We start from the raw sequence: 24,470 nt of genomic DNA, 5'->3' as shown, positions 1-24,470 counted from the left end.
ACGACAGATTCTACACGTTAGAATACACGCCCGGTTCCCCAAAAAGTTGCCGCTGCTGCATATGACCCTAGCCCCAAGGGAACGGCGACGTGCCGATTCCATCTGGTTCGACTTGTGGCGCAGCGACCTCCCCGGACCATTGAATTCAGCCAAGAAGGTTCAGGCTATCACGAGATGTCCTGGCGAAACGGTCCGGTACTCGCGCCGATCGGCCTCGTATTCCACCGGCCGGATCGGACTCCTCAACTCCTCGACAATTGCCTTGCGTTTCTGGTGGCGGCGGTCGGGAGTCGGGACTGGCACGGCGGCCATCAGCTTCTTGGTATAGTCGTGTTGCGGGTTGCCGAAGATGGCCGAGCGGGGGCCGATTTCGACAATCTCTCCCAGATACATCACGGCCACGCGATGGCTTACGCGCTCGACAACGGCCATGTCATGGGAAATGAACAGGAAGGCGAGACCAAGGCTCTGCTGCAGGTCGAGCATCAGGTTGATGACCTGCGCCTTGATCGACACGTCAAGGGCGGAGACGCTCTCGTCTGCGACGATTACCTTCGGTTCAAGTGCCAGCGCCCGGGCAATACAGACGCGCTGTCGCTGGCCGCCGGAGAACTCGTGGGGATACCGCTGCGCCATGTCGGGAGTCAGACCGACTTTCAGCAACATGTCGGCGACAACATCCCTTGCTTCTTTCGCCGAGCCCATTTTGTGCTCGAGATAGGGCTCCGCAATCGCCTGGCCAACGGTCATGCGGGGATTGAGCGATGCGAATGGGTCCTGAAAGATCATCTGCACCGATTTGCGCATCTCGCGCATCTCTCGCTTGCCGAGAGGGAGTATGTCGCGTCCCTCAACGATCACGGTGCCCGTATCCGGTTCGATCAATCGCATGATAGCGCGCCCCGTCGTCGATTTGCCACAGCCGGATTCCCCCACGAGGGACAGGGTCTCGCCGGCGCAAAGGTCGAAGGACACGTTCTCGACGGCATGCACCCGCCCGCTCACTCGGCCAAGCAGGCCCGAATGGATGTCAAACCGTTTGGTGAGCCCCTTGACCTCGAGGACCGGTTTATTCCCGACCACGGTATCTGACACTTCGACCCCTGCATCGGTTTTGCCGGTGGCAGCGTTGACGACTGGGAAGCGCAATGGCCGCGCGTAAGCCTGCATGGATCCGAGGGCCGGCACGGCCGACAGCAGGGCGCGGGTGTAGAGATGTTTTGCGCGATGGAAGATGTCACCGGTTGCGCCGGTCTCCACCTCTTCGCCGCGGTACATCACGACTGTCCGGTCAGCGATTTCGGCAACGACGCCCATGTCATGTGTGATGAAGAGGACCGAGGTTTTCTGTTCGTCCTGAAGCATCTTGATGAGATCGAGGATCTGCCCCTGGATCGTCACGTCGAGTGCTGTCGTCGGTTCGTCGGCGATGAGAAGCTTCGGTTTTGAGGCAAGGGCCATGGCAATCATCACACGTTGGCGCATGCCGCCCGAAAAACGGTGCGGGTACTCGCCGAAACGGGAGGCGGCTGACGGGATGCGAACCTTTTCCAGCAAGTGGATCGTCTCGGCCCTGGCCTGCGCCTTTGACATCGCCCTATGACACAGCAACGCCTCCGAGATCTGGTCGCCGATGGTAAAGAGCGGATTGAGACTCGTCATCGGTTCCTGAAAGATCATCGAAACATCGTTGCCGCGCACCTTGCGCATCTCGTCCTCGGAAAGGGACAGGAGGTCACGGCCATCAAGCGTGACCTTTCCCTCGATGCGACTTTGATCCTCCTGCAGGAGCCGCATGACGGATAGTGACGTCACACTCTTGCCCGAACCGCTCTCGCCGACGATGGCGACCGTTTCTCCCGGTGCCACAGAGAAAGAGACATTTCGCACGACTGGTTTCCAGCCGCCATCCACCAGAAACGAGGTGGTCAGGTTCTGCACGGATAGAACCGGGTCAACGGGCTGTGCAATGCTAGTCTCTCTGACACTCATTTTCGTTTCCTTCCCTTTATCCCTTGCCGCCCGCCCTTAGTCCGGCCAGCGCAGCATGCCGTCGAAGCGGTGCCTGCTGCGGTCTTCGAATGGGGTGGCGATGATCTCGTTCGAGGCGCGAGCCTTCTCGAGTTCTTCGTGCAGCCGCGCGGCGACGATCTTTTCCTGGCCAGGATGCAGGTTGCAGGGATCGAGATAGAAATGCCGATGCTCGACCTCATGGTCGCGTACGATCACTGGATGGTCGCCACGTGACAGTGCTGCCGCCAGATCCCATGCGGTGATATGTGCTTCGCTTGGCGACACAACGACCCGCAAGCGGTCGAGCGGATTGTTCGTCGGATCAGGTTCGATGAGTGCCGTCACGCCCGGGCGACCATCCAGTGTTTCCTTCCAGAGCTTGAGATAGCCAGTCTCACGTTCCCGAATTCCATGATGATCCCGCTTCTGCCACGCTTCCAGCGCGGCCATGACGCCATAGACGCTTTCCTTGCCAACCTTCATGCCGCGGCCGATCCCCATGTTCTGCAGGAAGGCGCTACGAACCAGTTCCTTCTTGCCGGCAACGATGCCGGAGGTCGGGCCGCCCAGGAACTTGTGGCCGGAATAAAGGGCAATGTCGGCCCCCTGGGCAAGAAACAGCTTGAGATCGTATTCGGAAGCAGCATCAACAATGACCGGAACGCCCCTGGCGTGGGCGATCTCGACGAATTCGTTAAGATGAAGCAAGCCGTAATCGACAACATGATGAGACACGACGTAGACCGCCGCTGCCGTCTTGTCGGTGATGGCATTTTCCATGTGGAAGCGATGCGTCGAGGTTGCCTGGCCGATCAGAACGACTTTCCCTCCAGCAATTCGGATGGCCTGATCGACAGGCGCTCCGTAGCTCACGACATGGCCCATCTGCACGAGGACCTCATTCTTATCGGGCGCCATATCGGGCAATTTTTCGATGGCGAGGAGATTGTTGCCGGTGATTGCACCCGCGACGGCAAGGCTGATGCCAGCAGAGCACGACGCAGTGACAAAACCTGCTTCCGCGCCCGTCAGTCTTGCGATGACTTTGCTTGCCATGCGCTGCAGATCATTGATTTCGACAAATTGCGGCAGGATTGCTTCCATCGCTTGGATCGCTTCCGGAACGACGATCGAGGCGCCGAGGCTGGTCATCGTGCCGGATACATTGATGACCGGGCGCAAGCCGATCTTGGTGCGGATATCATCGGACATTCTATTTCTCCAGAGTGGCGGCGGCTTGCGAATTGCCATCGACAGGTATGCCATAGTAATGTAATAGCGTCTCGCTATCAGACGAGGAACGCTGAAATTGGGCACCGAGACCTCCTCCATAACTCCCCTTGACGAGACGGTAATGGTTGGCGAGGCGGACACGAAGGGCACGCGGCGCTCTCGGGTGAGCGGCATCGATCGTGCGTTGCAGGTTATTGATTATCTTTACGAGACCGGTTCCCCGGCGGGCGCCTACGCGATTGCCAAGGCCGTCCGGGCACCGCTCTCGACGGTCTACGTCATCATTGACGATCTGGTCGAGAAGAACATGCTGGCCCGCAATTCCGACGGGTCGATCTGGCTTGGCTCGCGCCTCTATCACTACGGTCTCGCCTATGCCCGGTCGTTGGACTTCATGAGCGTTGCCACGCATGAAATGCACGATCTTTGCCGCCAGGCGGGCGAGACTGTCCAGGTCTGCGGTCGCGATGGTGACTACATGCTCGTCCTTGCAATGGCGGACGGGCCAAGCCACTTCCAGGTCGCATCGCGGGTTGGCACACGCGTACCATTGAACTGGACCGCATCCGGCAGGCTTCTTGTCGGCCACTTGCCGGAGAGTGAGCGGGTGGAACTCTTCAGGCGCTGTGCCCGCACGTCGCCGACGGGACGCGCCGAGATTGATGCGGCGACGCTCTCTGACGCAGCCGGGAAAGCCTTCGGGGAGCGGCTGTCGATCCAGATCGCCGAGTCGGACTATGCCGTTGCCTGCATTGCCTCGCCGGTCTGTGACCGGGAGGGACAGTGCATTGCCACCATCTCGATCGTGCTGCCTGAACAGAAGGTGCTGTCCGATGAAAGTCACTACACCGACCAGGTACGGGCTTCGGCGCAGCGGATCGAAAAATTGATGGGTTGGCGCAATCACTGATCAGGACCCCTTCAATCGTTCAGCGAGACGATCGCCTCGATCTCGACGGTGATGTTGCCGGGCAGGGACCCGAAGCCCACGGCCGAGCGCGCATGCTGGCCGGCCTCGCCGAAAATCTCGATAAAGAGGTCCGAGCATCCATTGATGACGCTTGGATGGTTTTCGAAGTGCGGCACGGCGTTGACCATGCCAAGCAGCTTGACGACCCGCTTTACCCGGGAGAGATCGCCGAGCGCGTCGTGCATGACGGCAAGCAGGTTGATACCGGTGAGCCGTGCGTGCTGATAGGCCTCTTCCGTACTGACATCGCTGCCAACCTTGCCGGCATGAAGCTGACCATCGGCCTCCCGCGGCCCTTGACCTGACAGGTAGAGAATATTGCCTTCGCGAACGTGGGTAATGAAGTTGGCGATCGGCGGTGGCGCTGATGGCAAGGTAATGCCGAGCGCCGCGAGGCGCTCATAAGGCGTTTGCACCGCTGCCGCGGCCTTTGTTGGTGACGTGGTCACTTCTGCTCCTATTATGCGGGGGTTGCCTTCCGCTCAACGCCACGAATAGCCGTGGCTGTGGCGGACAAGCTTGCGGGCTCGCGGAATATAGCGGCTGGCGGTGATTGCCTCGGGTCCGATCACCGTGTAGCGCGGTTCGAACAGCGTCTGCAGCCGGGAGACGTCGCCGTTGGAGTCGGTGGCTTCGAGGTCGGCATCGACGAGGTCGAAGATGGTGAAATCCGCCCTCGCTCCGATCGAAAGACGGTGTTCCATCGACAGTTTGATGACTGATGCCGGCGCATGGGTCACGGCTTCCACGATTCTGGCGAATGGCATTCCGACCGACAAAAGCTTCGACATTGTGGTTGCCAGGTCCCACACGGGGAAATTCATCGAATGACCGTGCAGGTCGGTCGAGATCGAGAACGGCAGGAGGCCGCGCGCGATCGCATCTTCTGCCACCTTGAAGGAGAAGGACGCGCCGCCATGGCCGATGTCTAGACGGATGCCTTCGCCAGCACAGCGCTCGGCGAGATTGAAGAGGTCCTCGTCTTCCATAATGCTCGATCCCGCCTTGCCGTTGAAGCAATGGGTCACGACATCGCCCGGGCCAAGGATTTCGAGCACCTCATCGTAGAGGGCAGGCGGTTCGCCGACATGCACCATCATCGGGATCTTCAGGATCTTGGCGATCTTCTTGCCGAGCTTGACGGGCGTGACGCCCCATGAGCCGGTGATGACATGGCTGGCACGCACTTTCAGCCCGACGATGTGCTCGCTGTTTTGTGCATAGCATTCGAGAATGCGGTCGAGATCGATGTCGCGAATATCGCGCAACTCAGCGACGCGATTGCACGCGACAAGGCCGATCGAGCCGAGGTTCAGGAAAGCCTTGATGCGCTCTCTGGAGGGCTCGATGATGTATTCGCGGAAGCCGTGGAAGTTGGCTTCTCCGGCGGAACCGGCATCAACGAGCGTCGTGACGCCTCGCTCGGCGCCGCATTCCGAGGGGCGGATCGAGATGTCGGTGCCGCCATGCCAGATATGGACGTGAAGGTCGACCCAGCCGGGTGACATCCAGGCGCCTTTCGCATCGATCCGAGAAGCGTCAGCAGGTGCTGCAAGCGACGAGCCGATCGCGGCAATTTGGCCATCGGCGCCGACAAGGATGTCCGTGGTGCCAGATGGTGCAGCGGCGCCAAAAGCCATGGGCTTCACGTTGGTGATGAGGAGCGGCTTGCCCGCTGTTTCACCGGTCATTCTAGAGGTCCTTTCGAAGTCTTGGATCGAGCATGTCGCGGAGACCGTCGCCGACCATTTGCAGCGACAGCACGGAGAGGATGATGGCGAAGCCCGGGAAATAGGTCATCCAGTCGGCCTGCCCGATATACTGCCGGCCTCCTGCGATCATGGTTCCCCAGGTCGGGATTTCGGGGCTGACGCCGAGGCCGAGGAATGAGAGCCCGGCTTCGGCAAGCATGGCGCTCGCAAACAGGAAGGTGCCCTGCACCAGGATCGGCGACAGGAGGTTTCGAAGCACGTGCCGTGTCATGATGTGGAAGGTGGAGATGCCAAGCGCCTGCGCTGCCTCGACGTAGGGGAGTTCACGGATCACGAGGGTCGAGGCGCGAACGATGCGTGCCAGGCGCGGCGCGTAAACGATCGACAGCGCAACAATGACGGTCGAAAGCGACGGACCGAGAGCGGCAACAAGTGCGATCGCGAGAAGGATGTCCGGAAAGGACATCATTGCGTCGATCAGACGGGCAATCGGCGTGTCGAGTTTCTTGAAGAAGCCGGCAAGCAGTCCAAGCGTGACACCGATCAATGCGGAGAGCATGACAACGGCGGCGCCGACCAGCAGCGAAAGCCTGCCGGCATAGATCGTCCGCGAGAACACGTCACGGCCGAATTCATCGGTGCCAAACCAGAACAGTTCACTGGGCGGCTTGAGCCGATTGACGATCGACAGCTTCGAGGGCGAGTAAGGCGCAATTAGGGGTGCCAGTGCTGCCAAAAGCACGAAGATCGTCAATACGATGATGCCGGCGGCAACCGTCTTGCGTTTAAAAAGGCGGCGAAGAAATCTGCTGCGTTGACTTGCTGCGGTTCGTTTTGTTGTGGTTGCGATATCGGCCATCAGTAGCGCACCCTTGGATCGACCAGCAGATAGAGCATGTCGATTGCGAAATTGATGAGGACGTAGAGGCCGGCAATCACCAGCAACGCGCCCTGGATGACGGGATAGTCGCGCCTGAGAACGGCAGAGACGACAAGATTGCCAACGCCTGGCAGGCCAAATACGGTCTCCGTCACGACTGCGCCTGAGATCAGCACGGCTGCGGTCAGGCCGAGGATCGTCATGATCGGTATCAGTGCATTCTTCAGCGCATGCTTGAGCACGACCTTGCGTTCGACCAGTCCCTTGGCTCTGGCAGTGCGGATATAGTCATCGCCGAGCACATCGAGCATCGAGGCACGCGTAAAGCGCAGGATCAGTGCGGAGGAGACGAGACCGAGCGCGAAGGCCGGCAATGTCAGATGATACATGCGTTCAGAAAAGGATGCACCGGGACCGCCATAGCCGGAGACGGGAAAGATGTTCAGGCGCACGGCGAAGAACTGCATGAAAATCAGACCGAGCCAGAAGCTCGGGATGCTTGCAGCCAGCATGGCGATTGTGGTCGACAACTGGTCGACGAAGGAACCGCGCCGGTAAGCGGCGTAGATGCCGATCGGCAGCGCGATCGCGCTTGCGATCAGGAGCGAGAAGATCGTCAGGAAGAAGGTCGGCTCGGCGCGCTCGAGAAGCGCTGACGTTACGGGCATATTGAGGAAGATCGACTGGCCGAGATCGCCTTTGAGAAGCTGGCCGATATAGAAGAAGTATTGGACGGGAATCGATTGGTCGAGACCCAGCCGGGCGCGCAGGTCGGCAACGTCCTGGGTCGTTGCATCGGGACCGAGCATGACTGCGGCGGGATCGCCGGGTGTCACGCGCACGATCACGAAGACAATCGTGACGACCAGAAACATCACAACGATCATGCCGAGTAGGCGCTGGAGGATGTAGCGTATCATGGAAAGCGGCTCCTGTGTCCGCTGGGAGCGGGATCATGGACGGATGCCGGCTTGAGGGCCGACACCTGCCGCACTTTCGGCCTACTTTTTGATCGACGCGTTCCAGAAGTATGGCCAAGGCGCGGGATTAACGCCCTGAAGCTTCGTCGACATGGCCGAGACGGCGTTGAAGTCGCCAATCTTCATGAACGGCACTTCGTCGTACATTGTCTTCTGGACACTGGCCCAGAGTTCAACGCGCTTCTGAGGGTCAACTTCTGTCGTGAATGCATCGACAACACTCTTTCGCGCCGGGGTGTCCCACCATCCTGGCGAGCTCGGGGAGAGGGAGCCGATGAGAGCTGGTTCCGGAAGGAAGGGGCTATGGCTGATATAGATGTCCCACAGCCCCTTGTCCGTACGGCGCTGTGTCAGTGTCGCCCAGTCGACGACCTGCAGGTCGACCGCAAAGCCTGCGAGCTTCAGGTATTCGGCCGCGACCTGGGCCATTTTGTAGTGGAACTCGTACTGGCGGCTGGTGAGGATGCGGATCGGCTCGCCGTTGTAGCCGGCCTCCTTGGCAGCGGTTGCGGCGCCTTCGGGATCTGCAATGTTGTAGTTGCCCTTGACACCGGCGTCCGTACTCCAGGCGAAATTGCCTGGGTAAATGTTGCCGTCGACCGTGTAGAAGTCCGTACCGCCGAAGGCCGCCGCCATCATGTCTTCCATGCTGAGTGCCTGGCGGATTGCCTTGCGGATCGCCACATTTTTCGCGACGCCGGCAGCGGTGTTGAAGACGAAGACCGGATAGCCGAACGGTTTCAGGAGCAGAGGCTGGGTTGCGGCGGACGACTTCAGCTTGTCAAAGGATTCGACTGGCAGTGAATCGATATAGTCGTACTGACCGGAGACGGCAGCCTCTACGCGGGTATTTGCGTCGGGCACGGGTACGAAGCGGATTTCGTCTAGATACTGATGGCGGGCGCCGCCGTAGCCATCGCTCTCGCCGGAGCGCGGTTTATAGTCATTGAAGCGGACGAGCTGAATGTACTGGTCAGCCTTTCGCTCCTTCAACATGTAAGGTCCGGTGCCGATGAATTCGCTCATCGTGTCGCCCTGTTTTTCCGCAGGAATGATGATCGCAGCGGAATTGTTGAAGGCAAGCAGCGAGACCAGCGGCGCGTAGGGCTGCCTCAGCTTGATAGTAACGGTTGACGGGTCGGTCGCAGTGATCGACTCGATAAAGCCCGCAGCCTGTTTGCCACGCGAGGCAAGCTTGGTCCAACGGTTGAGAGAGGCTGCGACGTCATCGGATGCCATGTCGCTTCCGTCGTGAAACTTGACACCGGTGCGCAGCTTGATCGTGTAGGTCTTGCCGTCGGGGCTGACCTCGGGAAGTGTCTCGGCCAAGAGAGGCGTTACGGCCCACTTCTTGTCGAAGGTGTAGAGCGTTTCGAAGATGTGTTGTGTGACAATACCGACGAGGTCGGCCGTCGAGGTCATCGGATCGAGCGTTGGTGGTTCGCCGATCGTTGCGACGTTGATCACGCCACCTTTTTCCTGCGCCAGCAGAAGGGACGGCGCTGCGATCAACGCCGTTGTGACGAGGAATGCGAGCTTCAATCTCATGTCTATCTCCCGGTTTGTTCCACAATTATGTTATATGCGCTTTTATAAAAGAATACATGGCGCGGCGATCCTGTCAATGCGGGATCGCCTAGCTCCTGCCGCAGTTTAGCAACGGCTGAAATAATATTGGAGGAGTCGCCTCATGGTTGCTGGCGCCGAAGGGGATTTAATCCCTACTGTGCCGCCGAGACGTCCGTTGAGGGGAGCTTGATGTCAATTGAAGCCCGACGTGCATTGATAGCCAAGGCTTTCACGCGCGTCAGACAGGCCGGATGCCCGGTAGAGGAGTCTAGGGAATTCGAGGGCTGGCTGGGGCAATGGGCCCGAGGCGATATTGACATCCGGACCCTTCGTCAACGCTATGTCGAATTGCTGCGTAGCCGGGATGCTGCCTGGCGAGAGAGGCACGTCTCGGTCGATTAGAGGCTTCGTAGGAGCTGGAGGAGGACACTATGATGAGTGATCGAGCGATGGGTTACCTGGTTGCGACGGAGGTTTGTGCCTTGTTCTGGATCGCCGTCGCGATGTTGGCGCTCGGCTCGGCTTAGGCCCGTCCGGACGGACCGAGGCCAGTAAAAACAACGGCGGCGGCAGTCGTCGTCCTGTTCAGGTCGCCTGCGTTGCCAGGCGAGCCGAAAGCTTGGAGTTTTGCAGCCGCTCTGCAACGAGATACTGTGCCGTAAGCCCGGCCACGATGGCTGCCGCCTCGAGAAGCAGCGGGAACGGATAGGCTTCCCGAAGAACCTGCAGTGCAATCGAGATCAGCGAACCCCAGGCAAAGACTGCTAGCCCATGTTTTCCGAGGAGAGTTAGGGCGCCAAGGCGCGCGTTGGCGGCAATCCGTCCACATGCCGGCAGCTGTGAGACGACGTAGGCCAGGGCAAGGATGTGGAGCAGCCGAGGAAGCGGAAGGATGCCCTTGTCGAAGCCGACGAGGAACGCTGGATGGTCGCCCCAGTTCGTCAACTCGTAGTGCTGTCCCTCAATCACGAAAAGCGAGAAGGCAAGGTAAGCAAGCGATGCTGCCATGAGTGTCGGATTGTATCCGACAAAGCTCTCCTGCTTCTTCGATGCCATGCCCGCGCATAGGCCGATGCAGAAAATGAGCTGCCACGAGAATGGATTGAGGAACCACATCCCTTCCGCCGGGAAGTTCGGAAGATTGATATTGAAACAGCCTGCCATGCCCCAGATGCCGACCGACACTGCGATCAATGCCGGACGGCTGATCGAGGCGATTGCCAGAAAGATTGGCGTTGCGGCAATGAGCACGATATAAAGGGGCAGGATGTTGAAATAGCCGAGCTGATGGGTCATGGCGACGAAGCCGGCTGCGGTTTTCCAGGGTGCATCGAGGTAGGAGCCGAGGTTGACGCGGTCAGACAACGTGTCGGTCGCGAGGAAATGGTGGCCGGTCATGAGGATGGCAACTGCAATGACCGTCGTCGCGAGATGCACGCCATAGAGATGGCGCGCACGGCGCAGAATGCGTCCGGTCGCCATCATCGCGTCTCGCTCATAGGCACTCGAATAGGCAAGCCCGGCTGACATGCCTGACATCAATACAAAGGCCTCTGCTGCATCGGAAAAACCGAAGTTTTTCGACGTTATGCCTTCGAGAAAGTTTCCTGGCACGTGATTGATGAAGATCATGACCAGTGCAACTCCGCGGAAGAAATCGAGACGCGGATCACGACCGGCCGATTGAGGGGCAGGATGAGGCATTGCTAGATTGTCCCGACGATTCATTGCGGATGTGACGATGGGGCAAGGGTAGACAGCCCCACCTGAAGCCGAGATGAACGCATGGTTCATGTTGGCTTCCCGAGATCTGCTGGAGACGCCCTCTCGGCGGTCGGCTATTGTTCAGGTCCGTACTCGAGATTAATTGGATATTCACCATACCGCTGCAGGCGCTGAGCAGGATATCATGTCTCAATGTAAATCTGCGGAGTTGAGTCTTTCGGGCAATCTACAAGGCGAGGGAACATGAGCCTACCTTTTCAGGAGACGGCGCTGGGGCGGGAGTTTGACGCTTTCGCCAATGAACTGGCGCTGCTGCCAAGTTCACCCGACGTCACTGCGCTGGAATTGCGCTTTGCGCTTCTGCGAGAAGCTGTCGCCGTGCGGCTGGCGGAGCCTGGGCGGTTCACGTTAAACCTGCCGGCCTCGCTTTTTGATGCCTGACTTGCCCTTCTCTTGGCGCTTGGAAGGATCATCGTGATCGATCTCACCGACAGGGTCTGCGATCACCGCAATCGAACCACTGAAAGAGGAGGGGTCGACCCATGAGAACCGAGCCTCCTGAACCGACGGACCTTGAGTTCTTCGAACTGTTGACGGGAAGCTTTCTCCGGCTTGTCGGAAAGCCGCTTCTAGAACAAGGCCAAGGCCCCGACTGGCTATACCGTGAGGTGTCGACGGTCATCCTTGCCCACGATACCGAACCCGATCCACGATTTATCTACGCCAACGTCGCGGCCCAGAAGCGGTTCGAATATGGGTGGGACGAATTCATTGGAATGCCCTCGCGATTGTCTGCGGAAGCGCCCGACCGGGCGGAGCGCCAGTTGCTCCTCGAGGCCGTCGAGCGTCAGGGCTTCATCGCCGATTACCGGGGCCTGCGGGTAAAGAAGTCCGGAAAACGCTTCTGGATGGAACATGGTGTCGTCTGGCAACTCGTCGACGGGAGCGGCGAAAGGCACGGCCAGGCAGCAGCGTTTTCAAGCTGGACCGACCTCTAGGGCTGAAGATCCGACGCCGATATCAGTAGGAGCCGAAAGACCGCTAACGGAACGCAGACCTTGGCCCGCTAGCCAATCGGTCCCTCTTTTCCAGTGATACCGACATGTTCCCTGCACCCGGCGACCTTGATCAGCAGATTGTCCAGTTCCCGGTCAAGGCTCTTCCAGAGCTCGGCATTGGCTAGTTTCCTGTTTCTCGCCCGCTGGTCGGCACGCCCGTTTCTCCCGCCATTGTTCCTCCAGATCGGTCGACGTTACAGCCTCTCATCGCGTAGACGAAGTCCGACCAGATCGAGCTGACCTGCCTCCTTTGCGAATGGGAAAGCTGGCGGCGTTGAACAGGCTAAGCAGCTCCATCCTGTTATTTGCAGTCTGGCTGCAGCCACCAAGGCCGTGGCCGATTTCGATGCCAATAGGCGACGAATGCCCAGCCTCCCATCGCCGTGTCAGGGTTGCAACAGCCGTCCCCGAAGAGATGGAGGCCTTCCTGAAGAATTGTTGGCCTGAGACTATTGGCCTGAAGACTATTTGCCTGAAGACTATTGGCCTCGACATGAGTGGCTTGACGTTACTGGCTCGGACATGGCGCGATGTGGGTTCGAAAGGGTTGATTTAGTCTAGGGAGAGTCATCTGCCTCAGTATCACTGACGGGCAACGACGAAACAACAAATATCCATCCGCTTTCCATCGTGTGAGCCGTCCGGTCGTGGCCAAGAAAACAATCATCTTATCTCTGGACAATCACACGCGTCCCCGGCTGGACCAGCTCGTAGAGCTCCTCGACATCTTCTCTGTACATGCGAAAGCAGCCGCTCGACGCGTTCGTGCCGATGGACCGCGGGTCGTTGGTACCATGAATGCGAAGCAGGCCGTCGGCAAGATAGATGGCGCGCGTGCCGAGTGGATTGGAGGGACCGGGTTCAACGACCGCAGGAAGTCTCGGGTTCTTGCGTCGCATGCCCGGCGTCGGTCGCCATACGGGGTGCTTGCTCTTCGACGTCACACGCGTCGTGCCGTACCATTGCTTGCCTTGACGGCCCACTGCAATTGGATAGGCAAGCTGTTCGCCTCCCGGGGTGGTGTAGACAAGGGTGTGCTCGCGGGTCGCAATCGTGATGGTGCCCCTTGTGCTCCTCCTATGGGTTCGGCGCTCGGGTAATGGCTCGCTATACTCGGGAGGAGGTAGGTAAGGGTTGTAGTAACCGTCGTCATCACCATAGACCTCATAATCGTCGTACGGCCCGTAGATCTGAGCGTTCGACTGGCACACAGACAGCAAAAAAGCTGCTGCAACAAGAACCAGAAACTTCATTTTCGCTATCCGCCCGTTTATCTGCAAGTTAACCGGGAATTCTGTGGCGGGATTGAGGCATCCGCCGCTCCGGGGTTGCGGGAAATTCGTATGAGGGACGCTGAAATCCATAAAGTGCGATGCAATACTCGGTACATACTTCCGAATTCGCCCCGGATCTCGAGTGAGGAGTGGTGCCGTTGCTCCGAGACCGCAGGTACAGATGATTGATCTTGACGAGCGTACGGTAAATCTTGCCGTGTGTTTGCACCCCGGAATTATCAGGTAGTTAACCGGCATTGATGCAGCGAATCCCGAACGCACGCTCGGGCGGACGACGTCGATATTTGAGGGACACTCACAAATGATATTGTGCCACTCGAATAGGGAACAGTCGTCAGCGCCTGTCACTTGCTGAGTGCTTCCCGTTTAACATCTCGTTTCCTGACATAAAGTTTGGGCCAACAGCAACGGTGGTTTGAGGTCGTCATTCGTCCTCTTTTGGCTCAGTCTGGCCAAGACGGGAGTCAAAACGACACGGGGGTTGCAGTCGGTTGCTGCATCCGTGCGACACGTCCCCCAGCCAGAAGGAGCGCAGGTGCCCAAAAGCAACCCCCCGATCCGGCGACGGCCGATGCCTGGCCTCCTGTCGATGCTGCGCGGTGGCGCACTTGGTATTGGCGTGACCAGTTGCCTCGTTAACATCCTGGCGCTCACGGGCTCGCTGTTCATGCTGCAGGTCTACGATCGGGTTATCCCCAGCCGCAGCCTGCCGACCCTGATCGGATTGATGGGAATTGTTGTCACGCTGTTTGCTTTCCAGTGGCTCCTTGACCTCACGCGTTCGCTGCTGCTCGGCCAGGTCGGGCGGACCGTGGACGAGCGCTTCGCCGGACGTGCCTTTTCCTTGATCGCGCTTTCCGCATCCAGAAAACCGAAGCAAGACGCGGGGGTTCAATCGATCCGCGATATTGATACGGTCCGAGGCTTTCTGTCAGGTCCGGGTCCAGGTGCCCTGTTCGATTTGCCATGGATGCCATTCTATCTTGCCTTTTGCTTCCTCTTCCACACCTGGATCGGTGTGACCGCCGCGACAGGAGCCCTGATCTTGACTGGCCTGGCGTGCCTGGCCGAGTGCAAATCCAGGGAACCGATCCGAAAGACGGCAATCCTCCTCGCCGAGCGGATGGCTTTTGCCGACGCTGTGAGGCACAATTCGGAAGTGGTGGTCGCAATGGGCTTTGCAACCATGCTCTCGACCAGGTGGGCAAGTCTCAACCAGCGCCACCTCGACAGTCACCAGCACAGTGCGACCCTCGTCAATACGCTTTCGACCCTTTCGAGATCGGCGCGCATGTTGCTTCAGTCAGCGGTGCTCGCGGTTGGCGCCGTCCTGGTCATCCGACAGGAAGCGACGGGGGGTATCATGATCGCGAGCTCGATACTCGTCAGTCGTGCACTCGCGCCAATCGAACTCGCCATTGCCCATTGGAGAGGATTTGCCGCCGCGCGTCAGGCCTGGGCGCGCCTGAACCACGAAGCACCTGAGGTCGACGATGCCGAACGTGACGTCGAGCTTCCTGCTCCGCGAGGCTCCTTGAGCGTTACTAATCTCCATCTGGGTGCGCCCGGGTCGAAGACCCCGATCATTCGCGGCCTGTCATTCGATGCGTATGCCGGCGAAGCGGTCGGCATCGTCGGCCCAAGCGCGTCGGGGAAGTCATCGCTCGCACGGGGCATCGTCGGCCTCTGGCCGGCCTTTGCGGGCGACGTCAGGCTCGACAAGGCCTCGCTTGGGCAGTGGTCACGAACAGCACTTGGCCGACATATCGGGTATCTGCCGCAGGATGTCGCCTTGTTCGATGGGACGATTGCCGAAAACATTGCAAGATTTGACGCGAATGCTCCCTCCGATCTGATCATTGCCGCGGCACGAGCAGCTGGCGTCTACGACATGATCGTCGGATTGCCGCTGGGTTTTGACACCGAGATTGGCGAAAGAGGTTCGATCCTGTCTGCAGGACAGCGACAGCGCATTGGCCTGGCAAGGGCACTATATGCCGATCCATTTCTGGTTGTCCTCGACGAACCGAACTCTAATCTCGACGCGGAAGGCGAATTGGCGCTTTCCCGGGCGATCGAGAGCGTGCGATCCCGCCAGGGTGTGGTGCTGGTCATTGCCCATCGTGCAACGGCACTGGCCGGGATCGACAAGGTGCTCGTTCTCGAAGGTGGACGCACCAAGGCCTTCGGCCCGGCGCAGGCGGTCGTCAACACGGCGCCAGGGTCCATGGCCGTTTCCGGCTCGTTCGTGCGGCTCTTGCGTGCCGGTGGGGAGTTGTCGTCATGATCAGGACATCAACGGAAAATGCAATCCGCCGCCTGACAGTGCTTTCGCTGGCAACAGCCGTCCTTCTCGTCGGTGTTCTCGGCGGACTGGCTTGCGCAGTTCGCATCAATGGCGCGGTGATTGCAGGGGGAACGCTCGTCGTCGAAAGCTACGTCAAGCCGGTTCAACATCAGAAGGGCGGGACGGTAAGACAGGTGTTCGTGCGCAACGGCGATCGCGTCAGCGCAGGGCAGGTACTCGTTCACCTCGATGATACGCAAACGAGAGCAAGCCTTGCGATCGTGTTGACACGGTCAAGAGAGCTCGCAGCACGATCGGCGCGCCTGGCCGCAGAACGGGACGGCGCCGATACCATCGTCTTTCCGGCAACCAATGGCGGCGAAAGTAAAGGCGAGGCTGCTGCGGTGGAGAGAGGCGAGCAGAGACTGTTCGACGACCGCCGCGCCTCTTTGAAGGGGCGTACGGCGCAATTGCGGGAAAGGGTCCGCCAACTCAATCAGCAGGCCGAGGGTCTGATCGCACAGCAGGACGGCAAACGCCGGGCGATCGGCATTATCCAGAAGGAACTGGCAAGTCTGGAACCGCTTCTTAGACAAGGCGTCATTCCCGCAACACGCGTTTATGCCCTGCAGCGGGATGCCGCTGACCTGACCGGCGAGCTTGGCAGTCTCATCGCGTCGAGCGCGGAAGTAAAAGGGAAGGTCGCGGAAACGGAGCTGCAGATCATTCAGGTGGGCGACGACCACAGAAGCGAGGTCTCAGAGCAGCTGAGGCAAGCGGAAAGCGACAGCAACGAATACGCAGAACGGCGTGTTGCGATCGAGGACGAACTTGACCATGTCGACGTCAAAGCGCCGCAGGACGGCATTGTCCATCAGCTGGCTGTTCACGCGGCCGGCGCCGTGGTCGGGCCTGCCGAAAAGATCATGCAGATCGTGCCCGATCACGACCTGCTCACCCCCGAGGTTAGATTGTCTCCATATGACATCGATCAGGTTGCCGTCGGCAAAGAGGTCATCCTCCGGTTTTCTGCCTTCAGCTCCAGGACAACACCTGAGCTGAGGGGACGGGTCGCCTCCATTGCGGCCGATCTGACGACGGACGCTCATTCGGGCCAATCCTACTACACCCTTCGTGTTGCTGTTCCAGCGGCCGAATGGAAGAGGCTCGGCGAGCTGTCACCGGTTGCCGGAATGCCAGTCGAGGCCTTCATCGAGACCGGCGATCGCACGGCATTGGCCTACCTTGCAAAACCGCTAACGGACCAGTTGGCGCGCGCATTTCGGGAGGAGTAGCCAGTTTTGGGAGGAAAAAACGCGTTGGGCACGTCATAATCCGAAGGAGTTGACAATGGTAAAGTCAGTACAGAACGCAGTGGGAAATACGCTGTATTATAGCGGCACGTCGACAGCATGGTTTTCGGCGACCGGCTCGGGTCCGGTGTTGAAGGGAACGGCGGGAAACGACTCCATATGGGGCGACAGTTCAGTCAACGTGACCATGAACGGTGGTACCGGCGATGACATCTATTACCTCTATTCCAGCATCAATCGGGCTGTGGAGTCGTCAGGCGCAGGTGTCGACACGATCAACACCTGGATGAGCTACACGTTGCCCGACAATTTCGAAAACCTGACGGTCACCGGCAATGGGCGCTACGCGTTCGGCAATGCAATGGACAACATCATCTCCGGTGCGTCCGGAAGCCAGACGATCGACGGGGATGCCGGCAACGACGTCCTGATCGGGGGAGGCGGAGCTGATACTTTCCTTCTTACCCGAGGCCACGGCAGCGACCTGATTGTCGATTTCAGCAGTGACGACACGGTCCGGCTCAACGGCTACGGGTTTTCGTCATTCGAGCAGGTTCTGGCGCATACCACCCAGGAGGGCGCCAACCTGCGACTGGATCTCGGCGGTGGCGAGAGCCTTGTCTTCGCCAATACGCAGGGTTCCGATCTCAAGGCGAGCCAGTTCCAGTTGACACTTGATCGTTCCCACCTGGCTCTGACCTTCGACGACGAGTTCAACAGCCTGTCGCTTCGCAGCGGCGACCAGGGGACATGGGACGCCAAATTCTGGTGGGCGCCTGAACGCGGCAGCCCATTGACCGGTAACGGCGAGCTGCAGTGGTACATCAATCCGTCCTATGCGCCGACCGCGGCGGCAAATCCCTTTTCGATCCACACCGGCATCCTGACGATTTCGGCAGAACCGGCATCGCAAGCGCTCCAGGCGCAGATCAACGGCTACGACTATACGTCCGGCCTTTTGAATACCCATTCATCCTTTGCCCAGACCTACGGATATTTCGAAATCAGGGCCGACATGCCGACGGAGCAGGGTGTCTGGCCTGCCTTCTGGCTCCTTCCCGAGGACGGATCCTGGCCACCTGAACTCGATGTTGTGGAGATGCGCGGACAGGACCCGAACACCGTCAACGTGACCGTCCACAGCGAACATGGTGGCGCGCATACGATGACGTCCTTTCCGGTCAAGGTGCCAAGCACCGACGGGTTTCACAATTACGGCGTCCTCTGGGACCAGGATCATGTCACCTGGTATTTTGACGATGTCGCCGTGGCGCAGAGCGACACGCCTGAGGATATGCATGATCCGATGTACATGCTGGTCAATCTTGCCGTCGGTGGTCCTGCGGGAACCCCGTCGGACGGCCTGGCGCACGGCTCGCAGATGCAGATTGACTATATCAGGGCCTACGCTCTTTCCGACAGCCCGGTGCTTTTAGCGTCAGACTGGCATATCTGAGCGGCGCGGAACCGCGAGACGCATGATGCCCACCACATGACGTCCTGCCGGGCCGCCACCCCTGGCGCTAGAGAGAGCATAAATCGCGTTAATCGACGGTACGCTGGCCGGTCAGCGCCCTGTCCGGCCAGTCCTGGAGACGACATGCATTCTACTTATGGTGAGTTGATCGACGGCAGGAAGAACTCCACGTCCTTGCGGCGCCGGTCCTCCAGTCGCTCGATACGGTCGTGCCAAAATCTCTCAGCGTCGGGCGGGTCGGCCTCCCAGAGGCGAACAGTCTGGTGATTGTCGTCAATCTTCACCCGTCTTTTTCCCCCGAGCCGGAGATACTCCTCGGCAAGCATGCGGCCTTCGGTGCTTTCCATTTCGGATCACATCCTCTCTGCTCGTGAACTATCGCGAACAGAGAAACGCGCAGTGCCCGCCAATCGTTCCGAAGATTAAGGACTTCCTGAGCATACGCCACGTTGCGGCTCGACTTGTCGTGCTCTGGGAAGATCGTGAGAAATGCACTTCCATTCTCACCAAATCGATTTCTCGATCACGACCTGAACAGTCCATACATTCATCAGGATAATTGCGTTAAATTTGATCACCTTGCTCCAGCCCCTGCAGCGTCCTCATGCCAGGGCCGCATTCCCCCAGGTCAGCGGGATAATCGCTCGGATTGAACGGTTAGTTCTTGTCTGGCCTGGAGAACGGCCGGCAGGACTCTCGTATCGTCAGGCGGCCGGCAAGCACGATCTGTCGCGGGGGCCGTTCCGCACGGTTGCTCAACCGGTCGAGAATAAGCTGGGAGGCATGTTCGCCAATAGCCTGCACCGGTTGGGCGATCGTTGTCAGGTTGGGCTGGAAGACATCGGCCCATGGAAAATCGTCAAAGCTCGAAACCGAGATGTCCTCAGGGCAGCGCAGTCCCATGTCGCGGATTGCCTTCATCACGCCGATCACCATGAGGTTGTTCGCCGAAAAGATCGCGCTTGGCAAATCCGGCAGCACAAGGAGTTGCATCGCGGCATTATACGCATCCCTTTCCCGGAAATTGCCAATGCGCACCAGGTCTTCCTCGCAGGCGAGGTTCGCGTTTTCCAACGCGTCGCGATAGCCCGAAAGCCTGCCGCGACCGGTCGATGTGTCCAGTGACCCTGAGATGTAGCCGATGCGTCTATGGCCGAGGCCGATAAGGTAGTCGATGGCTTCGCGAACGGCGCGCTGGTTGTCGAGGACGACGGCGTCTGCAGCGATGCCATTGCTGATGCGGTCGATCAGGACGACCGGGATGTCTGCTCGCTTCAGGACGCGCTCGAGCGCATGGTCGTCACCAGCCGGCGCGATGATCAAGCCGTCGACCATGCGGTCCAGCAACAGTGAAATCTGCTCTTCCTGCTGATCCGGATCCTCGTCCGTGCAGCAGAGCATCACTGCGTAGCCCGCCCGATGCAACACGTCCTGGATCACCGCGACGACGTCGGTGAAAAACGGGTTGGTGATGTCGGCAATCACAAGGCCGATCGTGTTGGTCGCGCCGGTCTTCAGGCTTCGTGCAATGGTGTTACGCTTGTAACCGATCGCGGCAATAGCGCTCCCGATCCTTTCCCGCAGTTCAGGGGAAACGGGCGCAGTGCCGTTGATCAGGGCCGAAACGGTCGCAGTCGAGACGCCGGCCTTGGCCGCGACATCCAGCATGGTTGGCTGCGATTTCCTGTGTTTGACCGAGGACCGGCTCATGATCGAAACGTTTAGATAGGAGTAATTGCCGATATGGTATGGGAATCCCGTGAAACTGGCAAGGTCGAGCGGTCCAGACGGCGCCGCCGCTTGACATGTTCGAAACGTTTAGACAATCTTTCGCCGTCGCTTGCACCGCGAGACAAAGATGGAAGGGAGGCCGTCATTGTCATGCAGGAAGAAGTCAAGACGTCCCCGACGCGTGGCGGGATCCCGTCGGCCACGCCCATTCTCGAGGCGATCGACGTCTCCAAGTCGTTCGGCGCAATGTTGGCGCTGGACCGGGTCGGGTTCGACCTTTGTCCCGGAGAAATTCACGCTCTGATGGGCGAAAACGGCGCCGGCAAATCGACGCTCATGAAGATATTGTCCGGCGTTTATACGGACTACGAGGGGCGCGTCCTGGTCGACCATGTCCCGGTTCAATTCGAACGCGTGCGCGATGCGGAAGCGGCAGGTGTCGCAATCATCCACCAGGAGCTCAATCTCGTTCCAGAACTCTCCGTAGCCGAGAACATATTTCTCGGCAGGGAGCCTCTGATCGCCGGTATGTTCGTTGACCGCCCGAAGAGCGTGCAGGCTGCGAAACAATTGCTTGGACGGCTGGGCATCGATCTCGATCCGGAAACGCGTGTGTCGTCGCTGAGGATCGGTGAGCAGCAACTCGTCGAGATCGCCAAGGCGCTATCACTTCATGCGCGCATTCTGATTATGGACGAGCCAACGTCCGCGCTCTCGCCCGGCGAATGCAACCGACTGTTTGCGATCATACGCCAGCTCTCCCTGGAGGGCGTCGGCATCATCTACATCTCCCACCGCATAGACGAGGTCATGCAGCTCAGCAATCGCGTGACTATATTCCGTGACGGCCGTCATATCTGGACAAGGCCGATGGCTGAGATAGACGAGAGGACCGTTATTGCCGCCATGGTCGGCCGCAATCTCAACCGCTCGGAGGTTGCCCGGCCTCAGTCCCCCACGACCGGTACCGCGGTCCTGTCGGTGCGCAACCTTGCCCTGTCAGTCGCCGACCGGCGAGGCGTCACGCAGGTTCTTACTGGCGTCAGCTTCGACCTGGCGGCCGGGGAGATCCTTGGGATCGGCGGTCTCCTGGGAGCCGGGCGCACGGAAATTCTCCAGGCAATCAGCGGAGCGACACAGGGAGAGGTCGCGGGCCGGATCCAGATCGATGGACGGCCGGTGACGATCCGCACGCCGGTCGAGGCCCGCCGGTTGGGCATTTCCTTCCTGACCGAAGACCGCAAGACACAGGGCTTGCACCTCGCAGACACGATCACGGACAATGTCGCGCTGCCTCTCGTCGGGCGGATTGCCCGTTTCGGCATCCGCAACGTTCCGGCAGAAAAGGCACTCGCCTCAGATGCGGTTACGAGGCTCGGTATTCGCGCGTCCGGCATTGCCCAGGTTGCCGGAACGCTGTCCGGCGGCAACCAGCAGAAGGTTGTCATCGGCAAGTGCCTCGCCACAGATCCTCGCATCCTGCTTCTGGACGAGCCGACCCGTGGTATCGACGTGGGGGCAAAAAGTGAAATCTACGACCTGATTTTCCGCCTTGCTGCAAGCGGCATGGCGATCATCGTCGTCAGTTCCGAAATGCCGGAGCTCCTTTATCTCGCCGATCGCATCCTCGTCATGTCCGAAGGGCGCCAAACCGGCCTTATCCAGCGCTCGGCAGCGACAGAGGAGAGGATCATGGAGCTAGCCGCCCCACGTTCGCAGAAGACACAGCATGCAGAGGCACTTGCATGACCGTGATGAAACTTGTTTCGCGCACGAAGCTCTACTGGGGACTGATCGCGATGTTCCTGATCGGCATCATATGGTCGCCGCTCACGTCGTCAGGCAAGAACATATTTCTGTCCAGCGGCAATCTCCTCGATGTTCTGCGCCAAGTTTCGACGACGGGCCTCATCGCGACAGGCATGACGGCGGTGATCATTACCGGCGGCATTGATCTTTCCGTTGGCTCACTCATGGCGATCTGCAGTGTTGTCTGCGCCATGCTACTCACCGTGCCAGGCGAGACGCCGGCCCTCATGCTCGGCGTGCCGTCGGTCCTCCTAGCGGCGCTCCTGATCGGGGCGTGGTTGACACGCTTCGTGTTCCTCAATCTGGAAAAGCGCCGCACCGGCATCAGTCATAGCCGCGACCTGACCCTCGATCGGCTGCGCGGCGTCTACATTCCGGCATTGGTCGGTATCGTTCTTTGCGCTGCTCTACTTTTCTACCTGCTGCCTCAGAGCCAGAGCAAGTTTGGGGTACTTGCCGTCCTGCTCGTCGTGCCGGCGGTGGGGCTGCTTTTCGGGGCGATCAACGGCATCATCATTGTTACCGGCCGTCTTCAACCGTTCATCGTCACGCTTGCTATGATGGTAACTGCTCTCGGGATCGCACGGCTTACAGCGGGGCAGAACAATGCTGTTCTTCCAGTCTATACTGGCTCGAATGCTACGGCGGATTTTGATTTCCTGCGCTCTCTCGTGTTCGGCATCATTCCAATGCCTGGCATATTCTTTCTCGTTGCAATCATTCTTTACGCCGTTGTGCTCAACCTCACCCCGTTCGGGCGTTTTGTTTATGCGATCGGTGGCAACGAGGAGGCCGCGCGGCTTTCGGGTGTTGAGAGCGGCAAGATCAAAATTGTAACCTATGCCATCTCCGGCCTGCTGGCGGGGATTGCCGCCATTCTCTACGTTGCGCAGTACAGGCAGGGGAAACCCGATGCCGGCGCTGGCCTCGAGCTTGATGCGATTGCTGCAGTGGTCATCGGCGGCACGAGCCTCATGGGCGGGCGTGGCAGCCTCGCCGGAACGTTCTGCGGCGTGCTGATCTTCGGGCTCTTGTCCAACATCCTGCAACTGCACAACATCAATTCCAACCTCCAGCTCGTGCTGAAGGGTCTTATCATCGTTGGCACGGTGCTCGTCCAAGAGCGCAATGCCCGGGAAATTCTGGCGCGCTTGCGGCTCATTTTTCCGCACCGCGCCAGATCGGAGGCGTCCGGGGAGGAGCGTCCGCGAAAGGAGACCATGTCTCTCAACACTGGAGGAAATGGAAATGAAACGTCGTGACACATTGAAGTTCGCGGTCGCCGCTGCCGCACTTTTCGCCACCACATCGCTTTATACCGCAAATGACAGCGTCGCGCAGGACAAGAAACTGCGCATCGGATTTTCGCAGGCCACCACGATCGAGCCGTGGCGCGCGCAGTTCAACAAGGACATCATCGCCGAAGCCGCCAAACATCCTGAAGTCGAACTCATCATTACTGATGGCGAGGACAAGACCGAAAAGCAGGTTGCGGATGTTGAAAACCTCATCCGCCAGGAGGTCAAAGCATTGCTGATCTCGCCCAAGGAATCGGCCGGCCTCACGGGCGTTGTCACGCAGGCAATCGACGCGAAAATCCCGGTCTTTGTGCTCGACCGCAACGTCGAGACCGACAAGTATGTCCAGTTCGTGGGTGGCGATAACAAATTGATCGGACGCGCGGCGGGTGAGTATGCCGTCGAGCTTCTCGGCGGCGCTGGCAAGGCTAAAGGCAATGTCGTCGAGATCTGGGGAGGCATGGGCACGCAGCCGGCGCACGACCGGCATGACGGGTTCCACGAGTTCACCGACAAGGAACCGGGCATCAAGAACTTGCTCGACCAGCAGTCAGGCGACTGGAAGCAGGACCAGGCCTATAACATCATGGCGACCGCGCTGCGCAACAATGAGAAGATCGACCTCGTTTACGGCCACAACGATCCCATGGCCTATGGTGCCTATCTCGCAGCCAAGGACGCGGGCCGTGAAAAGGACATCAAGTTCATCGGTATTGATGCGCTTCCGGGAGAGGGCGTGACCTGGGTCAACAATGGCGAACTCAGCGCCACCTTCCTTTATGCGACCCCTGGCGCGGAAGGCCTGCGCCAGGCGATCAAGTTTCTGAACGGCGAGAAGGTCGAAAAGAATGTCGTTCTGCCGACGCTAAAGGTCACCAAGGAAAATGCCTCGAAGATCATGAAGGACAATGGCCTCTGAACGCATAGACAGGCATTGATGGGTTGGCACGCTGTCGACCCCTGCCAACGGCTCGGCAGGTTTGAAGGCACCGCATCGGTATCGGGGCTGGCGCCACCATTGGTCGCGCCTGGTTTAGCGCCCGAGGCGCGAACTTGCAATGGTGGATAGTGCGACGATCTTACGGTCGGTCCAGTCTCAGGAGCTTTTGAAGGCGTCTGC

Annotated in this window: 21 protein-coding genes (1 of these 21 only partly in view); 9 read left to right on the top strand and 12 right to left on the bottom strand. The window is 59.3% G+C overall.

Annotated features, from left to right (window positions below):
• Positions 1-159: 159 nt before the first annotated feature.
• Both RGCCGE502_RS26515 and RGCCGE502_RS26510 read right to left on the bottom strand, forming a co-directional pair.
• A complete protein-coding gene (locus RGCCGE502_RS26515) occupies positions 160-1,992 on the bottom strand; it encodes an ABC transporter ATP-binding protein (protein WP_016557290.1) in 1,833 nt (610 codons plus the stop codon).
• 36 nt (positions 1,993-2,028) lie between these two features.
• Positions 2,029-3,225 (bottom strand): aminotransferase class V-fold PLP-dependent enzyme, encoded by a 1,197-nt coding sequence (locus RGCCGE502_RS26510; protein ID WP_016557289.1) that lies wholly within the window; start codon positions 3,223-3,225, stop codon positions 2,029-2,031.
• Between the two features lie 142 nt (positions 3,226-3,367).
• Between RGCCGE502_RS26510 and RGCCGE502_RS26505 the strand changes: the two genes are divergently transcribed.
• Positions 3,368-4,156 carry an IclR family transcriptional regulator gene (locus RGCCGE502_RS26505; RefSeq protein WP_016557288.1) on the top strand — a complete coding sequence of 263 codons (789 nt, stop codon included), beginning with the start codon at positions 3,368-3,370 and terminating at the stop codon, positions 4,154-4,156.
• Positions 4,157-4,167: 11 nt separating this feature from the next.
• Here RGCCGE502_RS26505 and RGCCGE502_RS26500 read toward each other — a convergent pair whose 3' ends face one another.
• The 6 genes from RGCCGE502_RS26500 to RGCCGE502_RS26475 form a co-directional block, all read right to left on the bottom strand.
• The gene (locus RGCCGE502_RS26500; RefSeq protein WP_016557287.1) at positions 4,168-4,665 is read right to left on the bottom strand and encodes a RidA family protein; all 498 of its coding nucleotides are present in this window, start codon (positions 4,663-4,665) and stop codon (positions 4,168-4,170) included.
• A gap of 33 nt (positions 4,666-4,698) precedes the next feature.
• Entirely contained in the window at positions 4,699-5,907 is a 1,209-nt protein-coding gene (locus tag RGCCGE502_RS26495; RefSeq protein ID WP_016557286.1) for an amidohydrolase/deacetylase family metallohydrolase, read from the bottom strand.
• 1 nt (position 5,908) lies between these two features.
• Positions 5,909-6,787, bottom strand: coding sequence for an ABC transporter permease (locus RGCCGE502_RS26490; RefSeq protein WP_016557285.1), 879 nt, complete (start codon positions 6,785-6,787; stop codon positions 5,909-5,911).
• Entirely contained in the window at positions 6,787-7,728 is a 942-nt protein-coding gene (locus RGCCGE502_RS26485) for an ABC transporter permease (RefSeq protein WP_016557284.1), read from the bottom strand. The genes RGCCGE502_RS26490 and RGCCGE502_RS26485 overlap by 1 nt, the downstream gene beginning before the upstream one ends.
• Before the next feature lie 81 nt (positions 7,729-7,809).
• Entirely contained in the window at positions 7,810-9,336 is a 1,527-nt protein-coding gene (locus RGCCGE502_RS26480; protein ID WP_016557283.1) for an ABC transporter substrate-binding protein, read from the bottom strand.
• 606 nt (positions 9,337-9,942) lie between these two features.
• Complete coding sequence (locus RGCCGE502_RS26475; RefSeq protein WP_019280276.1) at positions 9,943-11,061, bottom strand: OpgC family protein; 1,119 nt, start codon at positions 11,059-11,061, stop codon at positions 9,943-9,945.
• A gap of 264 nt (positions 11,062-11,325) precedes the next feature.
• On the opposite strand from RGCCGE502_RS26475, the gene RGCCGE502_RS26470 reads away from it, so the two are divergent.
• Both RGCCGE502_RS26470 and RGCCGE502_RS26465 read left to right on the top strand, forming a co-directional pair.
• On the top strand, positions 11,326-11,523 hold the full coding sequence (locus tag RGCCGE502_RS26470; protein WP_016557280.1) for a hypothetical protein: 198 nt from the start codon (positions 11,326-11,328) through the stop codon (positions 11,521-11,523).
• Between the two features lie 101 nt (positions 11,524-11,624).
• The gene (locus RGCCGE502_RS26465; protein ID WP_016557279.1) at positions 11,625-12,080 is read left to right on the top strand and encodes an MEKHLA domain-containing protein; all 456 of its coding nucleotides are present in this window, start codon (positions 11,625-11,627) and stop codon (positions 12,078-12,080) included.
• Positions 12,081-12,808: 728 nt separating this feature from the next.
• On the opposite strand, the gene RGCCGE502_RS26455 is transcribed toward RGCCGE502_RS26465, so the two are convergent.
• The gene (locus RGCCGE502_RS26455; protein WP_016557278.1) at positions 12,809-13,393 is read right to left on the bottom strand and encodes a L,D-transpeptidase; all 585 of its coding nucleotides are present in this window, start codon (positions 13,391-13,393) and stop codon (positions 12,809-12,811) included.
• A gap of 613 nt (positions 13,394-14,006) precedes the next feature.
• Here RGCCGE502_RS26455 and RGCCGE502_RS26450 point away from each other — a divergent pair.
• The 3 genes from RGCCGE502_RS26450 to eglC are packed head-to-tail and all read left to right on the top strand — an operon-like array spanning position 14,007 to position 18,491.
• Positions 14,007-15,722, top strand: a complete 1,716-nt coding sequence (locus tag RGCCGE502_RS26450; RefSeq protein ID WP_016557277.1) for a type I secretion system permease/ATPase — start codon at positions 14,007-14,009, stop codon at positions 15,720-15,722.
• A complete protein-coding gene (locus tag RGCCGE502_RS26445) occupies positions 15,719-17,017 on the top strand; it encodes an HlyD family type I secretion periplasmic adaptor subunit (RefSeq protein WP_016557276.1) in 1,299 nt (432 codons plus the stop codon). The genes RGCCGE502_RS26450 and RGCCGE502_RS26445 overlap by 4 nt, the downstream gene beginning before the upstream one ends.
• Positions 17,018-17,072: 55 nt before the next feature.
• A complete protein-coding gene (gene eglC, locus RGCCGE502_RS26440) occupies positions 17,073-18,491 on the top strand; it encodes an endo-1,3-1,4-beta-glycanase EglC (protein ID WP_016557275.1) in 1,419 nt (472 codons plus the stop codon).
• Between the two features lie 155 nt (positions 18,492-18,646).
• Here the strand turns inward: eglC and RGCCGE502_RS26435 are convergent, their stop codons facing one another.
• A complete protein-coding gene (locus RGCCGE502_RS26435) occupies positions 18,647-18,859 on the bottom strand; it encodes a hypothetical protein (protein WP_016557274.1) in 213 nt (70 codons plus the stop codon).
• Positions 18,860-19,169: 310 nt separating this feature from the next.
• Complete coding sequence (locus RGCCGE502_RS26430) at positions 19,170-20,180, bottom strand: LacI family DNA-binding transcriptional regulator (RefSeq protein WP_016557273.1); 1,011 nt, start codon at positions 20,178-20,180, stop codon at positions 19,170-19,172.
• Between the two features lie 213 nt (positions 20,181-20,393).
• Between RGCCGE502_RS26430 and RGCCGE502_RS26425 the strand changes: the two genes are divergently transcribed.
• From RGCCGE502_RS26425 to RGCCGE502_RS26415, 3 genes are read left to right on the top strand one after another with little or no spacing between them, the layout of a single operon-like run.
• Positions 20,394-21,992, top strand: a complete 1,599-nt coding sequence (locus tag RGCCGE502_RS26425) for a sugar ABC transporter ATP-binding protein (RefSeq protein ID WP_040675709.1) — start codon at positions 20,394-20,396, stop codon at positions 21,990-21,992.
• Positions 21,989-23,314, top strand: coding sequence for an ABC transporter permease (locus RGCCGE502_RS26420; RefSeq protein WP_016557271.1), 1,326 nt, complete (start codon positions 21,989-21,991; stop codon positions 23,312-23,314). Before RGCCGE502_RS26425 ends, RGCCGE502_RS26420 begins: the two co-directional genes overlap by 4 nt.
• The gene (locus RGCCGE502_RS26415) at positions 23,301-24,269 is read left to right on the top strand and encodes a substrate-binding domain-containing protein (protein ID WP_016557270.1); all 969 of its coding nucleotides are present in this window, start codon (positions 23,301-23,303) and stop codon (positions 24,267-24,269) included. Before RGCCGE502_RS26420 ends, RGCCGE502_RS26415 begins: the two co-directional genes overlap by 14 nt.
• Positions 24,270-24,429: 160 nt before the next feature.
• On the opposite strand, the gene RGCCGE502_RS26410 is transcribed toward RGCCGE502_RS26415, so the two are convergent.
• Positions 24,430-24,470, bottom strand: the 3' portion of a protein-coding gene (locus RGCCGE502_RS26410) for a hypothetical protein (RefSeq protein ID WP_016557269.1). Its footprint extends 343 nt past the window's final position; only the last 41 of its 384 coding nucleotides appear in the window; its start codon lies beyond the right edge, outside the window; the stop codon is at positions 24,430-24,432.

The sequence above is a fragment of the Rhizobium grahamii CCGE 502 genome (assembly GCF_000298315.2).
In the GTDB taxonomy this organism is placed as follows: domain Bacteria; phylum Pseudomonadota; class Alphaproteobacteria; order Rhizobiales; family Rhizobiaceae; genus Rhizobium; species Rhizobium grahamii.
Note: the sequence above shows the minus strand (reverse complement) of the source record. Positions and strands in the feature narration are given on the sequence as shown.

Bases quoted from the DNA above. Each gene is read 5' to 3' on its own strand.
- RGCCGE502_RS26515 (WP_016557290.1), bottom strand. From the start codon at position 1,992: ATGAGTGTCAGAGAGACTAGCATTGCACAGCCCGTTGACCCGGTTCTA.
- RGCCGE502_RS26510 (WP_016557289.1), bottom strand. From the start codon at position 3,225: ATGTCCGATGATATCCGCACCAAGATCGGCTTGCGCCCGGTCATCAAT.
- RGCCGE502_RS26505 (WP_016557288.1), top strand. From the start codon at position 3,368: ATGGTTGGCGAGGCGGACACGAAGGGCACGCGGCGCTCTCGGGTGAGC.
- RGCCGE502_RS26495 (WP_016557286.1), bottom strand. From the start codon at position 5,907: ATGACCGGTGAAACAGCGGGCAAGCCGCTCCTCATCACCAACGTGAAG.
- RGCCGE502_RS26490 (WP_016557285.1), bottom strand. From the start codon at position 6,787: ATGGCCGATATCGCAACCACAACAAAACGAACCGCAGCAAGTCAACGC.
- RGCCGE502_RS26485 (WP_016557284.1), bottom strand. From the start codon at position 7,728: ATGATACGCTACATCCTCCAGCGCCTACTCGGCATGATCGTTGTGATG.
- RGCCGE502_RS26480 (WP_016557283.1), bottom strand. From the start codon at position 9,336: ATGAGATTGAAGCTCGCATTCCTCGTCACAACGGCGTTGATCGCAGCG.
- RGCCGE502_RS26475 (WP_019280276.1), bottom strand. From the start codon at position 11,061: ATGCCTCATCCTGCCCCTCAATCGGCCGGTCGTGATCCGCGTCTCGAT.
- RGCCGE502_RS26470 (WP_016557280.1), top strand. From the start codon at position 11,326: ATGAGCCTACCTTTTCAGGAGACGGCGCTGGGGCGGGAGTTTGACGCT.
- RGCCGE502_RS26465 (WP_016557279.1), top strand. From the start codon at position 11,625: ATGAGAACCGAGCCTCCTGAACCGACGGACCTTGAGTTCTTCGAACTG.
- RGCCGE502_RS26455 (WP_016557278.1), bottom strand. From the start codon at position 13,393: ATGAAGTTTCTGGTTCTTGTTGCAGCAGCTTTTTTGCTGTCTGTGTGC.
- RGCCGE502_RS26450 (WP_016557277.1), top strand. From the start codon at position 14,007: ATGCCTGGCCTCCTGTCGATGCTGCGCGGTGGCGCACTTGGTATTGGC.
- RGCCGE502_RS26445 (WP_016557276.1), top strand. From the start codon at position 15,719: ATGATCAGGACATCAACGGAAAATGCAATCCGCCGCCTGACAGTGCTT.
- eglC (WP_016557275.1), top strand. From the start codon at position 17,073: ATGGTAAAGTCAGTACAGAACGCAGTGGGAAATACGCTGTATTATAGC.
- RGCCGE502_RS26435 (WP_016557274.1), bottom strand. From the start codon at position 18,859: ATGGAAAGCACCGAAGGCCGCATGCTTGCCGAGGAGTATCTCCGGCTC.
- RGCCGE502_RS26430 (WP_016557273.1), bottom strand. From the start codon at position 20,180: ATGCTGGATGTCGCGGCCAAGGCCGGCGTCTCGACTGCGACCGTTTCG.
- RGCCGE502_RS26425 (WP_040675709.1), top strand. From the start codon at position 20,394: ATGCAGGAAGAAGTCAAGACGTCCCCGACGCGTGGCGGGATCCCGTCG.
- RGCCGE502_RS26420 (WP_016557271.1), top strand. From the start codon at position 21,989: ATGACCGTGATGAAACTTGTTTCGCGCACGAAGCTCTACTGGGGACTG.
- RGCCGE502_RS26415 (WP_016557270.1), top strand. From the start codon at position 23,301: ATGAAACGTCGTGACACATTGAAGTTCGCGGTCGCCGCTGCCGCACTT.